At 46.8% G+C, this 14,678-nt stretch carries 12 protein-coding genes and 2 pseudogenes; 7 read left to right on the top strand and 7 right to left on the bottom strand.

What is annotated here, in order from left to right; all coding sequences use genetic code 11:
• Positions 1-276: 276 nt before the first annotated feature.
• Positions 277-1,977 (bottom strand): DMT family transporter, encoded by a 1,701-nt coding sequence (locus MiSe_RS42135; RefSeq protein WP_226592088.1) that lies wholly within the window; start codon positions 1,975-1,977, stop codon positions 277-279.
• Between the two features lie 246 nt (positions 1,978-2,223).
• On the opposite strand from MiSe_RS42135, the gene MiSe_RS51605 reads away from it, so the two are divergent.
• A complete protein-coding gene (locus tag MiSe_RS51605; protein WP_264196938.1) occupies positions 2,224-2,349 on the top strand; it encodes a hypothetical protein in 126 nt (41 codons plus the stop codon).
• Positions 2,350-2,513: 164 nt separating this feature from the next.
• On the opposite strand, the gene MiSe_RS42140 is transcribed toward MiSe_RS51605, so the two are convergent.
• From MiSe_RS42140 to MiSe_RS54250, 6 genes and pseudogenes are all read right to left on the bottom strand, one after another.
• Positions 2,514-3,794: an inorganic phosphate transporter gene (locus MiSe_RS42140; protein WP_226592090.1), complete on the bottom strand. Its 1,281-nt coding sequence runs from the start codon at positions 3,792-3,794 to the stop codon at positions 2,514-2,516.
• Positions 3,795-3,874: 80 nt separating this feature from the next.
• The gene (locus tag MiSe_RS42145) at positions 3,875-4,981 is read right to left on the bottom strand and encodes a WD40 repeat domain-containing protein (protein WP_226592091.1); all 1,107 of its coding nucleotides are present in this window, start codon (positions 4,979-4,981) and stop codon (positions 3,875-3,877) included.
• A complete protein-coding gene (locus MiSe_RS42150) occupies positions 4,978-5,742 on the bottom strand; it encodes a J domain-containing protein (protein ID WP_226592094.1) in 765 nt (254 codons plus the stop codon). The genes MiSe_RS42145 and MiSe_RS42150 overlap by 4 nt, the downstream gene beginning before the upstream one ends.
• A 200-nt stretch (positions 5,743-5,942) precedes the next feature.
• The gene (locus tag MiSe_RS42155) at positions 5,943-6,101 is read right to left on the bottom strand and encodes a hypothetical protein (protein ID WP_226592096.1); all 159 of its coding nucleotides are present in this window, start codon (positions 6,099-6,101) and stop codon (positions 5,943-5,945) included.
• Positions 6,102-6,140: 39 nt separating this feature from the next.
• The gene (gene rtcA / locus MiSe_RS42160; RefSeq protein WP_226592098.1) at positions 6,141-7,208 is read right to left on the bottom strand and encodes an RNA 3'-terminal phosphate cyclase; all 1,068 of its coding nucleotides are present in this window, start codon (positions 7,206-7,208) and stop codon (positions 6,141-6,143) included.
• A gap of 178 nt (positions 7,209-7,386) precedes the next feature.
• Positions 7,387-7,866: pseudogene (locus tag MiSe_RS54250) on the bottom strand (FAD-binding protein); the annotation flags it as partial.
• A gap of 59 nt (positions 7,867-7,925) precedes the next feature.
• Here MiSe_RS54250 and MiSe_RS54255 point away from each other — a divergent pair.
• The 6 genes and pseudogenes from MiSe_RS54255 to MiSe_RS42195 all read left to right on the top strand — a co-directional run.
• Positions 7,926-8,676 (top strand): annotated as a pseudogene (locus MiSe_RS54255) (RNA-guided endonuclease TnpB family protein); the annotation flags it as partial.
• Between the two features lie 109 nt (positions 8,677-8,785).
• Positions 8,786-8,929 (top strand): hypothetical protein, encoded by a 144-nt coding sequence (locus MiSe_RS42175; protein WP_226592101.1) that lies wholly within the window; start codon positions 8,786-8,788, stop codon positions 8,927-8,929.
• 183 nt (positions 8,930-9,112) lie between these two features.
• Complete coding sequence (locus tag MiSe_RS42180) at positions 9,113-11,701, top strand: bifunctional diguanylate cyclase/phosphodiesterase (RefSeq protein WP_226592103.1); 2,589 nt, start codon at positions 9,113-9,115, stop codon at positions 11,699-11,701.
• Positions 11,702-11,802: 101 nt separating this feature from the next.
• A complete protein-coding gene (era, locus tag MiSe_RS42185; RefSeq protein WP_226592105.1) occupies positions 11,803-12,759 on the top strand; it encodes a GTPase Era in 957 nt (318 codons plus the stop codon).
• 146 nt (positions 12,760-12,905) lie between these two features.
• A complete protein-coding gene (locus tag MiSe_RS42190; protein WP_226592107.1) occupies positions 12,906-13,508 on the top strand; it encodes a hypothetical protein in 603 nt (200 codons plus the stop codon).
• 260 nt (positions 13,509-13,768) lie between these two features.
• The gene (locus tag MiSe_RS42195) at positions 13,769-14,497 is read left to right on the top strand and encodes a Crp/Fnr family transcriptional regulator (protein WP_226592109.1); all 729 of its coding nucleotides are present in this window, start codon (positions 13,769-13,771) and stop codon (positions 14,495-14,497) included.
• The last annotated feature ends 181 nt before the right edge of the window (positions 14,498-14,678 follow it).

The following is a 14,678-nucleotide window of genomic DNA, read 5'->3' on the forward strand; positions in this document are numbered from 1 at the left end:
CTTTTATTTAGTAACATTCTGGCAGATGATACCAAATTCTTATAGACCGCGCAGGCGGTCAAAGTTTGTGTAGGCGCGACTTTAGTCGTTTTAGGTGCGTTACCCTATCGCTAACGCACCCTACGCTCGTATTTTTTCTGTAGGCTTTTATTTAGTAACATTCTGGCAGATGATACCAAATTCTTATAGACCGCGCAGGCGGTCAAAGTTTGTGTAGGCGCGACTTTAGTCGTTTTAGGTGCGTTACCCTATCGCTAACGCACCCTACGCTGGTATTTAGCGATTTGCTGGTGCCGGTTTTTTCGCCATCATTCGCTGCACGTTTTCGGCGCTAATTCCCAATACCCACAAGGTGACTATGGCAATTCCAATTGCTTGAATCGGCATCAAATTTTCCCCGATTAATCCCCAAGCCAAAAGCGTTGTCAAAGCGGGAACTATAGCCCCAATCATCGGAGCGATGGGAGAGCCGATCTGACGCAATCCAAAGTGATTTAGCACCAGACCAAGCAAGGTTGCAACTGCCAAAATTCCTGTCGATATCCAGAGTGAATTCCACATGTTTGGGGGAACATTGGATACGAGGATTTTAAGCGGGATCATATTGGCAATTTGGACGCTTAAAGCCGACAAGACTAAAATGGTTGTGCAGTCAACTATCCTGAAGGGTAAAGGATGTAACTTGAGTTTTTGAGCGCAAACTCTGCTCAAGATTACGTAGAGCGCTAAGGATATTCCAGATGCGATCGCAGTTGTTATTCCCAGCCACAAGTTGGCATCTTTTATCCCTTGTTGGAAAGGCAAGCTCAGAAACACTCCCAAATAAATGCTCATCGTCGCTAAGGTTAGGGAAAGTGAAGGACGAGAACCAAAAAGTTGCCAATCTAACAGGATTATTACCGTGGGGTAAATGAAGAAAATGGTGGTAGCAACACCCGTGGTAATATTCCCCAGTGCTATGTAGAAGAAAAACTGAGATAGGAATAAAGTAAAACCAGTTAAGAGCAACCATCCCAGGGAATTCCGCCTACTTCTATTCAACAATTGCCTCAAATCTCGCCATGCTCTGGGATAAAGCAAACGGGCGACTAAGAACAATAGGGGTAATTCTATTGTCATTCGCATTAGTAGAATTAACAGGGCGTTACCAGCACTTGGTTGCACAAATCCGCCCAAACTACCCAAAATAAACACGGGTTTTTTGACCAAAATAATCTTGGTAACGACGTTTTGAAACGCCAGTACCAAAGATGACATTAGTATCAGCCAAAAACCTCTATTTAAAGTGGGACGCCCAATTGTTATTGGTGGGGGAGGCGCTACTGGTTGTGGCGTTGTTTCGACTACAGGAGTCGCTGGTAATGGTGCTCCGACGCGGGGTTGGGGAGTGTCGATCGTAATCGGACGGGGTGCAGGAGCTGTCTGAAGTTGGTTTTTCAGGCGACTAACTAGCGCTTCTAAAATCGCTTCCCCTTGTTGTTCTAGGGTTTGCATTCGTCCCAGCTGTTGCGCGAGGGCGCTTTGATAGCTGCTGACATCCTGTTGCAGGGCTTTTAAGGTGGTGCTGAGGGTAGAATCGACCGAAGATAGTATGCGATACGTATTTTCGGTGGATTCCCCCGGTGTGGCTGATGGTTGCGCTGCTTCCCCTGTTGATTGACTTAGTTGCTGGCGCAGTCGCTCTTGCAGGTGATTTGCTAATATCCCGGCGAGTTGCTGCGCCCATACTTGTTGTTGATCGCCTTGGGTTGTCTGGGTTAAGACACCTGATTGCTGCGATTTGAGTTGTTGCTGAGTAGATCGCATCTGTTCGATCTCCGCCTCCAACCTCGATTTCTCGCCTCGCAGATTGTTAATCTCTGCCAGCCAGTTATCTTTTATACTTTGCAGTTCTTGCGATACGGTTCTCAGCATGTCTTCTGCTGCGTTGGCGTTATCTTTGCCCCAATCTTCTGATTGATTGTCGAGTGGCACCATTTGTCTGTCTACCTCTTGGCAATTTGCGGTCAAAATTCTGGATTATACGCTGCTTTTTGGCAATATCTCCGTTTTTTTGCGATATTTTCGGTTTTCTTGTCCACAATCTGTCCAAGAAAGCCGCCCTTTGTTTTAGTATTGTGCTTTGCTTTCGATCTGCGTGCCAACAGCAGGATTTGAGCGATTTTTAGTCAAAAAAGATACAGAATCTTTCCAGAAGTTGTTCCCGATCTGGAGTATGAGGGAATGCGATCGCCTCAAGAACACTTTCAAGATTCCCAGGCCATTTTGGAGCGCCACGCCGCCGCCCTAGAAGCCGATGTGCGGCGATTGCACCAATCCGACGAAACCGCCCAATGGCCTAGCAGGTAGGCAGGTGAGCAGGTGAGCAGAGGAGAATTAGCAATTAGCACAGGACTTACGCAAACACCAAAGTTTCTCTGAAAAATCGTCGCAAAAGAACCAGAGATCGCAGCAAGAAACTTTGGTGATAGGAACGCCCTTGCGTAAGTCCTGTAGCAATTAGCAATTAGCAATTAGCAATTACCCATTACCCAATTAGCAACGCTAAAAATACCTGCTGCTAAAGCGGCGGTAATAGGAATAGTAGTCAGCCACGCACTCCCAATAGATCGAAGCGTGCTAAAGCGAATGGAGCGGAAATTTTGCACCAGTCCAATGCCTACAACGCCGCCAACTAGGGCGTGAGAGGTGGAGACGGGCAAACCTAAGCGCGAAGCGAGTAAAACCGTCGTGGCGGTGGCTAATTCGGCACAGAAACCGCCGCTGGGTTTGAGGGGAATAATGTTTTCTCCTACTGTGGTAATGACGTTTTTGCCCCAAACGGCTAAACCGACGACAATCCCTAAACCACCCAGTACTAAAATCCATAAGGGAACGCTAAAGTCTGCTAGGGGGACGCTACCCGTGCGACTGATATAGGCGATCGCAGCAAGAGGGGCGATCGCATTTCCCACATCATTCGATCCGTGGGCAAACGCGACACAACAAGCACTCAGTACTTGAAATCTACCTAGTTGCTGTTCGATCAAATTGGTAATTGGTAATTGGTAATTGGTAATTGGCGATCTTTCCTTTGTCTGTCTGGTTTCTAATTGTCGCCAACTGACTAAACTCAGGGTAACCGATGCGATCGCGCCCAATCCCAAGGGAATATCGTGGGCAGGTAGGGCTATTCCCCAATTATTCAAGAGAAATACTTGTATCGGTTTACTCACCGTTGGCAATACAATTACGCCAACAACGCTTAGCAGTGCGGCTGAGAGCCAAGGAATCCACTCGCGCAGGCGAAACAGGGGATCTGGTTTGTCGAGGATGTAGTGCTTGATTATACTGTAAAACCCGGAAGCGATCGCGCCGCTGACAATGGGCGTGGCGATCCAGGCGATGGTGATAATGCCGATGGAAGACCAATCAACGGCGCGAACACCAGCGGCTACCCAACTGAAACCAGCGATCGCGCCCACAACCGCATGAGAAGAAGATACTGGCAACCCAAAACTGGTAGCAATTTGCATCCATAAACCGCAGGCAATCAGTACCGATACCATACCCAGGAGCAAAACTTTTGGTGTGGCGGCGAATAAAACTGGGTTGACGATATCGGTGGCGAGGGTTTCGGAAACCGCACTGCCAAATAGTACAGCACCCGTAAATTCTAAAATACCGGCAATTATCAGTGCTTGCCGTAAGGTAACCGCCTTCGAGCCTACGGAAGTTCCCATCGAGTTGGCAACGTCGTTGGCTCCCAGGTTAAACGCGAGGTAAAAGGCAAGCAGGGCAACCAGAACTATCATGTCGTCGGTAAAGAAGGAGACATCGATAGTTTAGCGAGTCAGAAAGCAGAGGGTGTTCTAGCTGAGGTAGGAAAAGCGATTTACAATTCCGGCGCCAACTGCCAAATCTTGATCGTATTATCATCGCTGCCGCTGGCTAAAGTAGTTCCATCTGGACTAAAAGCAACGCAACGAACGCGATCTGAATGTCCCCGCAGGGTGCAAAGAACTTTCCCTGTTGCTAAATGCCAAAGTTTGATCGTATTGTCCTCGCTAGCACTGGCTAAAGTGTTTCCATCTGGGCTAAACGCGAGAAACCGAATGCCGTCTTTATGCCCGGTAAAGCCGTCGAGTAGACTGCCCGTACCGATGTGCCACAATTTGACAGTCCCGTCAGCACAGCCAGCGGTAAGCGTCTGCCCATCTGGACTAATGGCAATGTACCGAACATTACGAGCAAAAATGGTATGAAGTTCTTCCCCAGTGTCTAGATCCCACAGCTTAATCGTATTGTCCCAACTACCGCTGACAAGGGTTTGTCCATCTGGGCTAATAGCAACCGAAAAAACTTCGCCATCATGTCCCGTCAGGGTGCGAATTTCCTCACCCCTGTTTGGGTGCCATAGTTTGATCGTGTTATCTAAACTGCCACTAACCAGAATCCCCCCTTGGGATCCCCCTGCTGTCCCCCTTAAAAAGGGGGATGTGAGGGGGAGCGGGCTAAACGCAACGCAAGTAACATCCATGAAATGCCCCGCGAGGATGCCAACTGAGTTGCCCGTATAGAGCTGCCACAATTTAATCGCCCCGCTATCGCAGCCAGTAGCGATCGTTTGCCAGTCCGGACTGATGGCGACGGAAAAGAACCAGCGAGAATTATCCTCCACAGTGCAGATTGGCTGGCAATTGTCAAGATTCCAAAGTTTGATTGAGTAGTCGTAGCTGCCGCTGGCTAAAGTTTTTCCATCCGGGTTGAAGGCGACGTAATAAACCCCATACGAATGCCCTACAAGGGTGTTGACGCATTTCCAGGTTTGAGTTAACGGCTGGGTATAAGTCTGTTGTTTGTAAACGTTTATTGGTATTTCAGACTTCAGTTCTCTTGCTAAATCTAATCCCCTGTGAATCACCGCTCTTGAAGACTTTGTCAGATCTCGATGCTCTGTTGGAACCAGATCGTTGTTTTTTTGTAGTTTATTATTATTCATGCACACACACCTACGTTAGTTCTCAATTTTTCTAGCCATCCTTTTGCCCTGGCAATTTTCTTATTAAGTTGGTATGCCATTTCTGCTAATAAGTCGCGTCCTGCGATACCTGCATCGATCGCTTTGTCTCTTAACAGGTAAAGTTCCGATTGTTTTAAGGTATTAATTTCTGTTTCAATTGCATTCAATCGCTCCCTAACTTGGGCAATTTTGCGAATCGCGCGAATTAGTTCCGCTGCGATGCCTTCCCCTTTGACAAATTCAGGGCTGTGTTCCCATTGGTGAAGAATCCCCTCAAGTTTCTGTTTATCTCCCTTCTCATAGGCTTGATTCGCAACTGCCATCAGTTTCTGCCTGCGAAGGCGTTCTACTTCATCCGTTGCCAAATCTGGGTGTATGCGTTTGGCAACTTCGCGATAAAGTTTCTTCAGACTTTCCCCAGGGTGAGAATTTGGCGGTGAAGATGCGCGCGAGCAAGCACGCTTGGACATCTGCGCTTTCTCCGATGCTAGAACCGCCTGCTTGCGAGCGATCTCGTCCTTTGGGTGCAAAAATGCCAAATATTTAGCAATTTCAGCTTCGATTTCATCGAGTTTCCCATATCGGACCCCAACGACTCGCAGGTATTCCCGTTCAAAGGCGTGTAACCTTGCCTCAAGTGTTGTCAACTCTAACTCCCTTTCAGCCAGCGCGGCTTCCAGTGCAGCCAGCTGTGCTTGCTTGTTTTCTAATTCTAGTTCTTCCGGTGTTATTTTACACATATTTTTGCCCCCCATACTGACAGCTTAATCGGTTTGAGCCAGGCCCAACCAGCGTAGATTCTCTGAAATATCTTGTTTAGAACTGACGCGGTGCATAAGGAATTTTCAGTATTTCAATCCCTGGCTTTTTCCTCACTTCCAGCAATGGCATATCCGTAAGCAAGGATTTGTAAAGTTAGTGTGAAGGGTCAGTTGGGAAGTCACACCGAGTTTTTTGGCAAAAAACCGAATTTTCCAGCCATTAATTTCGTAGCACAATCAAACTCGCTTTCCCTTGGCTTCATGGATTCTTTATAAATACCAATTGCATTTGGTGATGCTATATATCCGAGAAAGGGAGAGGGGAGCTTTTTTTTCACGGCATGTTTGAAGAGAAAGTGGGGAAGGTGGGGCAGAAATTAGGTTGAATTCTCCCTTGTCTTTGCCGATGCCGGTGTCACCGTTACAATTTGGTTGGTTTGGTCGATCTCGATCTCGGCTAACCCAAACTGGTGAATCACCCAAGCATTGGTGGTCAAGTGGTTACTGATTTGGGCTACGCGGTACTGACTCGACGAGGATGCTAAAGCTGCTGGTAACAGTATCTGATCTGCTAGGTGAACATCGACGGGTGCTACTTTTTCATGGAAATTCAGTAATTCCTCGCAAGCGATTTCGGCAACTTTTTCCGCCGGTAGCCCGACGCGCCCCAAAGCGCTGAACCCAGCCAGACTATTTTTATACTCAGCAAGCAGGAAAATACCCGCCCCCGGTGCAACACCTCGTTCCCGCAGGGGCTTGATATTGGCTCTGAGTTGGTTTTCGCGTAAGATATTGTCGGCTCGCAGCGCCATGCGGTTGGGAATGTGGGCAGGAAGTTCGGTTACCACCGCCAATCCCTGTACCAGGCGCAAGGAACCGCGCTCTAATAAAGTTATCCCGCATAGGGTACTGTCGCCGGATACGCGCAGGTGCGCTTGTCCTCCGCCTTGGGGATACCAACCCCAAGCAATTAGTTTGACCCTAGCGGCGATACCCATAAGAGCGATCGCCGGCAGATAAACTTGTTCGATATAGCTGAGTGTAGGACTGTGAGCGACATGGGTTCCCCCGCGCAACGTGACTTCTGAGTCGCCTTTTGCTAGCGCCAAAGGTAACAAAATTGTTTGCAAAACCAGCGTTACCGTACCTGCGGACCCCCCTTCCCTCGCTGCGGACACATCAAAACTATACTGTCCCGCCAAAGTAGGGCTACTGGGAATAAATTCCAGCATGGTCGAACCGAGTTTATCGCCCCGCACTTGTGCCTGACAAATAGCGGCTGCTGCGCGCACGGATGTGAGGTGTTGCGCCGCCAGTCCGGGTTTGGGGCGTCCCGCCCTGATGTTCTCGATGCGAATTGCTTCGCCAGTTATTGCTGCTAAGCTGAGGGAAGTTCGGAGTACTTGTCCCCCGCCTTCGCCGTAGGAACCGTCAATTATTATCATTGGTAATTGCTAATTGGTAATTGCTAATTGCTAATTGGTAAGACGTGGGAGTGTTAACGATAAATTATGACTTGTGCTGATGGGCTAGATAAACCCGCCCTTAAATTGCCAGTGAGGCGGGGCGGGTTTATCTAAAAATTCGGTTTTAAGTTGCCATCTGAAATTGGCAATTTTTTGGTTATCGAGTCCAGGCTCTCAGTTTACCAGGATTTAGCAACCCGTAGGGATCAACCATTTGTTTGAATTTTAGCTGCTCTTGATCGATCTGCTTTCTGCCTCCATCTTCAATGATGTAGGTATGGGGGTTGGCGATGAAGACACCTTGTTCTTCGTGATGGCGAATAATTTCGTTGAGGCGGAAAGAGGTGGTGTAGCGAACCAGTTGCAAACCTACAGGAATCGCTGTGCCGTTGACTCGAATAAATTCTCAATGCATCATTACCTCATCGCCAAAATATTCGTACATCTGCTCGACTAAACGCAGGTTTTTATCGGCGGGGAATAAGCTTTGCAAGTAGTTGATGGAAATATCTGCGCTGCGGGCGTGTAAAGTCGCGTGATTCCAGGTAAATTCGCCTAAATTTACGCTTTTGCCCGATTCTTGTCCGGATTTTTCCGCGAAAACCTCCGAGAAACCCTGCCGTTCCAGGGCAGGGAGGGATAGGAGCGTCAAGCAAGCGGCTCGATGCCGCGCTGATTGACAATCTCACAGGTACCCCGACGACGATTACCGTCAAGCTGGATGCTCGTGGAGGATGGCACGTTTCGTTGTTGGTCGATAACCCCAACATTGGGCCCCTTCCACAGAGCGGGAAATCGGTTGGGTTGGATCTGGGTATCAATAGCCTGATTGCCACCAGCAACGGTGAAAAGATTGCTAATCCCAAGCATTTTGAGCGACACAGAAAGAAGCTCAAACGGGTGCAGAAAGCTCTTTCTCGCAAGCAAAAAGGCTCTCGTAATCGCGACAAAGCAAGAGTGCAAGTCCCACGGGTGCAAGCCAAAATTGCCGATAGCCGCAAAGATTTTCTCCATAAGCTGACGACTCAACTGGTGCGTGAAAACCAAACCATCGCCGCCCTTGGATTTGGCAATCAAGAACATGGTGAAAAACGCCAAACTGGCAAGACAGATTGCGGATGCAAGTTGGGGGGAATTGGTACGCCAACTCGAATACAAAGCCAAGTGGTATGGTCGAACCTGGGTGAAGATTGACCGATGGTTCCCCAGTTCCAAACCCTGTGGAAGTTGCGGTCACATTGTCCAATCGTTGCCGTTGAGTATCCGAGAATGGGACTGCCCCAACTGCGGGACGCACCACGACCGGGACATCAACGCAGCGCGAAACATTTTGGCGGCACGACACACCGTGACAGACTCCGTCGCGAACGTCAGACCTGATAGCCATGAGGTTAAAGCGCAGTTGCGAAAGTCCAGCAATCGAAGGAAGCAGAAATCTAAATCGTGAGGTTTAGGAATCACCGTGGCGTTGACTCCCGGTGAGGATGTCATAGCAACCTGTGTTTAAGTGTTTGGTAGAAAACTTTTCAGGACTTAGGCAAAGAAACCGGGTTTCTATGAAACAAAGAAACTTTGGTGATGGCAAGGTCGTGCGTAAGTCCTGCTTTTGCTGCCTACACGGGATTGACTCTTTAGTCGAGCCAAGGCGATCTGTCACCTATCAAAAGTTAGACCCCCCAGAATTTTATTCTAAAATTTAATAATTAATTTTAATCTAGTAAATTTTTTTTAATTAAAAAGCCAGCAAATGTAAAGTGGAATACAATTAGAAGCAAATTAATTTTTTTTTAATTAATTTTTCTTCAAATTGAGTTAACACTAATTGAAAAAACAGATCTGTTTCAGTTTGGGGTAATTAACTTTAGATTGGTAGGTTGAACCGCATGGCAGGTAAAAAAGCGGCACTTCCGGGAAGGCTAGGATCGTGGCGAGAGGGATTGCTGAATCGGATTGTCAGCCGCATTCGCGCCTCTTTGGATCTGCAAGAGATTTTGACGGCGACGGTGGAGGAAATACGCAAATTTATGGCAGGTGATCGCGTCAAAATATACCGCTTTTATGCGGATGGTAGCGGCGAAGTCATCGCCGAATCGATCCGGGGTAAGTGCTTACCCTCGCTGCTGGGATTGCATTTCCCAGCTAGCGACATTCCCCCCCAGGTGCGGGAGATGTTTGTGAAAGCACGCCAGCGGGTGATTGTAGATGTGGCTTCGCAACGGAAAATGCTTTATCAGTTAGATTGTCCTAAGACGGGAGAAAGTCTGGTAACGGAAGATATTCGCTATTTACCTGTAGACCCTTGTCACGTTGAGTATCTAACGGCGATGGGGGTAAGTTCTTCGCTGACCGTGCCGATTTTATATGAAAATAACTTATGGGGTTTATTAGCTTGCCACCAAGTTAAACCGCGACAATTTTCAGAAAGCGAGTTAAAGATAGTGCAGTTGCTGGTGGATCAAGTTTCGATTGCGATCGCGCAGTACAATCTACTTTTGCAAGCGCAACAACAAGCAAGGGATGAAGTCATAATTAACCAAATTAACCGCATTCTCCATTCACCGCTACCCCTGAAACACAAAAAGCAAACGGTTTTGGAACAAATAGCAAAAGCTTTACAAGGTTCTGGTGCTAGATTGTATATTACAGCCGAGCCAACGGGTAAGCCTGCTCAACTTTATACCTGGGGCGATCAGCCAAAGCTAGCAGAGATTGAAGAAACACCTTTTTGGCAACAAATTATCAGCTGTAACTGCGAAGGTAAAGGGGTAAAATCTGAAGATTGTAAATGTTCGATTTGGCCGGTGTTTGCCAGTAAAAATATTGTCTCGCACCTCTATAGCATTAGCGATCTTTACCAAGAACCTCAACTTGAGTATTTACTGCCTGCTTTTGCATCAACTTCGATTCGCTCCCTACTGCTCGTGCCATTACAGTATCACCAACAATGCATCGGGTGCATCACCATTTTCCGCAATGGAATTGAAACCGAAACATTATGGGCAGGAAGGTGCAATCAAGAATCGCGGAATTTGCCTCAATGGCGGTCATTTGAAACATGGCAAGAAATCAGAAATGGACAAGCTAAAGCGTGGAATGCAAATGAAATAAAACTCGCTCAAACCCTGGGAATTCACGTTTACATGTCCATCCTGCAACGGCGCGTAGAAGACACGCTCCGGCATCAAGCTTCTTACGATATTTTAACGGGTTTACCTAATCGGTTGCTATTTAACGACCGACTTGGTTTAGCACTGGCAAATACCCACCAAAAAGGAGAAATTTTGGCAGTGTTATTTTTAGACTTAGATGGGTTCAAAAAAATCAACGAAACCTTGGGTCATGGTGTAGGCGATCGCTTGCTGCAAGATGTTGCCCAACGACTCAAAAAATGCCTGCGCGAATCTGACACAATTGCTCGTTGGGGCGGCGATGAATTTACCCTATTGCTATCCCCCATTGTTTGTGCCGAATCAGCGGCTCAAATTGCCCAAGGAATTTTGTCTGTTTTTAACTTACCTTTTCAGATTGAGGGAAAGGGCGAATTTTATATCAAAGCTAGCATTGGAATTGCCTTAGCTCCCTACGATGGCGAAGATGCAGAAACCCTGCTCAAAAATGCCGATGCCGCTATGCATCGAGTCAAACAACAGGGGCGGAATAATTACCAGCTATACACCCCGTCTATTGGCACTCAAGCGCTGGAAAAAATGGTCTTAGAAAACAATTTATACAAAGCCTTGGAACGGGAAGAATTTCTCTTGCACTACCAACCCCAAATCGACTTAAAAACTGGTAAAATTGTGGGGATGGAAGCGCTACTTCGCTGGCAGCACCCCGAACAAGGATTAATTCCTCCCAATCGGTTTATTCCACTCGCAGAAGAAACCGGATTGATCAACCCGATTGGAGAATGGGCGCTGCGGACGGCTTGCGCTCAAAATAAAGCTTGGCAGTTAGCCGGACTACCGCCGCTACGTATGGCAGTGAATCTTTCAGCACGTCAGTTTATGCAACAAAATTTGAGCGAAAAAATAGCTCAAGTTTTAGAAGAAACAGGGCTAGAACCGCGTTACTTGGAAATTGAAATTACCGAAACTACTGCGATACAAGATATAGATTTTACCATCTCGGTGTTGCAAACTTTAAAAAACATGGGCATCTACATCTCGATGGATGACTTTGGTACCGGCTATTCTTCCCTCAGTTCCCTGAAACGATTTCCCTTAAGTACGCTGAAAATCGATCGCTCGTTTATTGACGACGCACCCATCATTAAGGCAGTCATTGCCCTGGGTCATGGGTTAAACTTAAAAGTAATAGCCGAGGGAGTAGAAACACCAGGACAATTGGAATTTTTACGAGAGGTCAAGTGCGATGACGTTCAAGGTTACTTCTTGAGCAAACCTCTTGCCGCTGAAGCCGCCGCCAATCTGTGTATAAAGCAAGCCGAGGGAGGAAAATTTAAGATTTAAGATTTAAGATTGCAGATTTAATTGAATTTTGAAATAGTTAAATTGACTTTAAATGAACATTGTATTAAAATCTGAATCTGCCATCTGAAATCTGCAATAAAATGAGCGACCAGGAAAAGATTATAGAACAAGATTTTACTTTCAGTATCCCCGTTGCACCGGAGGGATACAAGTCAGGGTTTATCGGTATTATCGGACGCCCCAACGTAGGAAAATCCACGCTGATGAATCAATTAGTGGGACAAAAAATCGCGATTACTTCGCCAGTTGCTCAAACTACGCGAAATCGCTTGCGGGGAATTTTGACAACTCCGGAAGCGCAGATGATTTTTGTCGATACACCGGGAATTCATAAGCCGCATCACCAGTTAGGAGAAGTGTTGGTACAAAATGCCCAAATCGCGATTAAATCGGTGGATGTGGTGCTGTTTGTGGTGGATGGATCTGTGGAAATGGGGGGTGGCGATCGCTTCATCGCCGAATTGCTAGAAAATACCAAAACTCCGGTGATTTTAGGGCTAAACAAAATCGACCAACTAGCGCAAGATTCCCCAGAAATCGATCGCAGTTATAACGAGTTTGCCGAACCACAAAAATGGCCTGTTGTCAAGTTTTCTGCACTGACCGAAGAAGGATTAGAGTCACTGCAAAAATTATTAGTTGAAAAATTAGAACCAGGGCCTTATTATTATCCCCCAGATTTGGTTACAGACCAGCCAGAACGCTTTATTATGGGGGAATTAATTCGCGAACAAATTCTGCTATTAACCAGGGAAGAAGTGCCGCATTCGGTAGCAGTAACGATAGAAAAGGTAGAAGAAGAGCCAGCAATTACCCGCGTTTTTGCAGCAATTCACGTTGAGCGGGATTCCCAAAAAGGGATTTTGATTGGGAAAAAGGGCAGTATGTTGAAGGCAATTGGCAGTGCAGCGCGGGAGCAAATGCAAAAGTTAATTGCTGGGAAGATTTATTTGGAATTGTTTGTAAAAGTAGAGCCGAAGTGGAGACAATCTCGCAGTCGTTTGGCCGAGTTGGGATATAAAGTGGAGAAAGAATGAACATTGACTTGTGGGATAGGCGTCTCGGACTTGTGGGATAGGCGTCTCGCCTGTCACGAGCAAAGGCAAGAGGAGTAGGTTGGGTTGAGGGAAAGAAACCCAACAGTAATCTTGCACTTCGGTGGTAAAGCTTGGGGGAAAAATTTATGCCGTATAGCCAATTTACTACTATCACCAAGGTTAAAGAAGCGTTCAATTTAACCACAGTGGAGGGAGTTAGGTTTTTACCTGAAATTGCTCCTATTCAGCCGAGTGCTACTTTGGCAGCTTTTCTGGAAGAGACTCTGCCGCTTGCTGTGGCGACAGGTAGCGAGAAAGCTAGATCTGAGTTAGTTATTAGTCCTGTTTTGGTAGAAGTACGGCGGATTTTGAATCGTCAAATTAGCCTATTTTCTGGAGAAGATTTTAGCGTAGATGAATCGGTTGGATTGAATGGACGTTGCGACTTTTTGATTAGTCGTTCAACTGAACTGTTGGAAATTGAAGCCCCGGCAGTTGTAATTGTGGAAGCCAAACAAGCATATCTGAAAACTGGTATCGGTCAATGTGTGGCTGAAATGGTCGCTGCTCAAAGATTTAACGAGGCGAAGAAAAGAGCGTTGCCTGCTATTTATGGTGCTGTTAGTAATGGTATTCAGTGGGAATTTCTCAAGCTTGTTGACAATGAGGTGACTATCGATTTGACCATTTATCCGCTGCCCCCAGTGGAGCAAATTTTGGGATTTTTAGTCTGGATGGTTCAAGCATGACAGGACTTAGGCAAATCACCTTTGTTTCTATGAAAAAGAAACCGGGTTTCTCTGAAAAGTTTCTCTGAAAAATCCTGGCTTTGCAACTAGCGATCTACCCAGAAACAAAGGTGATGGGTGAGTCGTGCGTAAGTCCTGCATGAAGCTTTTTGGCTAATTGGTAATTGTCAGAATTCTACCGCCAAATCATCCAATTACCAATTCCCAATTACCCACTACCACCGCCAAAGTAGAGTTGCGCGATCGCCTGGAGGATTCACTTGCAAGCTACCGTTGAACAACTCGCTCAAATTCAAGTGTTTGCACAGCTAGAAACCTCGGAATTAGAAGGGTTACAAGCGCATAGTCGAGTGCAAGACTACCAAGCGGGGGAAATGGTGATGCAGGAGAGCGATCGCATACCCGCAAAACTATTCGCCCTGCTTACAGGTTCGTTACGAATTACCAAAATAGCAAGTACTGGTAAAGAAACAATTCTCCGCACTTTATCACCTGGGGAAATATTCGCCGCACCAGCTTTATTAGGTAATGGCATTGCACCCGCGACGGTAACCGCTGAGCGCAATTGCCTGGTTATTACAGTCGAGAAAGATGCTTTACTAGAAGCCATGAGAAATAACCCTGAAATTGCTTTGCGAATGTTGATGGTATTTAATCAGCGACTTCAGCAACTCCACGACACGGTACATGGATTGGTGTCAGAAAGAGCTATTGTGCGTTTAGCCAGATTAATTCAGTATTTTGCCGAGCAATACGGAACAGAAAAAACCCCGGATGGTATTTGTTTAAAGGCGAATCTTTCCTATTATAAGATAGCGCGGAGTATCGGCATTACCTATGAAGAATGCGTCCGGTTGATTAAGAGTATGAAGTCTGTTTTGGTTTATCGACGTGGCGGGAAGATTGCGATTTTGGATGCAGAGGCATTGGAAGCCTTGGCGCTAGCTTGTGCGTCAGCAAGTATGGCGTCGGGCAAGATAAATTACTAAAGCACAATGGGAGCATGTCAGGAATGCAAATCTACGCCGACACCCTCAAGGGTGCGGCTACAAAAACGAAGCCCTAGCAGAGAGGGGCTAAAGCTTTTAAAGCCTGCTAGAGCATGCCAAGTCTGTGTAGCGACACCCTTGAGGGTGTCGGCTACAAAAACGAAGCCCTAGCAGAGAGGGG

Source organism: Microseira wollei NIES-4236 (assembly GCF_020521235.1).
Lineage (GTDB): Bacteria > Cyanobacteriota > Cyanobacteriia > Cyanobacteriales > Aerosakkonemataceae > Microseira > Microseira wollei.

Excerpts from the sequence above, each read along its gene's own strand:
- MiSe_RS42135 (WP_226592088.1), bottom strand. The coding sequence starts at position 1,977 with ATGGTGCCACTCGACAATCAATCAGAAGATTGGGGCAAAGATAACGCC.
- MiSe_RS51605 (WP_264196938.1), top strand. The coding sequence starts at position 2,224 with ATGCGATCGCCTCAAGAACACTTTCAAGATTCCCAGGCCATTTTGGAG.
- MiSe_RS42140 (WP_226592090.1), bottom strand. The coding sequence starts at position 3,794 with ATGATAGTTCTGGTTGCCCTGCTTGCCTTTTACCTCGCGTTTAACCTG.
- MiSe_RS42145 (WP_226592091.1), bottom strand. The coding sequence starts at position 4,981 with ATGAATAATAATAAACTACAAAAAAACAACGATCTGGTTCCAACAGAG.
- MiSe_RS42150 (WP_226592094.1), bottom strand. The coding sequence starts at position 5,742 with ATGTGTAAAATAACACCGGAAGAACTAGAATTAGAAAACAAGCAAGCA.
- rtcA (WP_226592098.1), bottom strand. The coding sequence starts at position 7,208 with ATGATAATAATTGACGGTTCCTACGGCGAAGGCGGGGGACAAGTACTC.
- MiSe_RS42175 (WP_226592101.1), top strand. The coding sequence starts at position 8,786 with ATGAAACAAAGAAACTTTGGTGATGGCAAGGTCGTGCGTAAGTCCTGC.
- MiSe_RS42180 (WP_226592103.1), top strand. The coding sequence starts at position 9,113 with ATGGCAGGTAAAAAAGCGGCACTTCCGGGAAGGCTAGGATCGTGGCGA.
- era (WP_226592105.1), top strand. The coding sequence starts at position 11,803 with ATGAGCGACCAGGAAAAGATTATAGAACAAGATTTTACTTTCAGTATC.
- MiSe_RS42190 (WP_226592107.1), top strand. The coding sequence starts at position 12,906 with ATGCCGTATAGCCAATTTACTACTATCACCAAGGTTAAAGAAGCGTTC.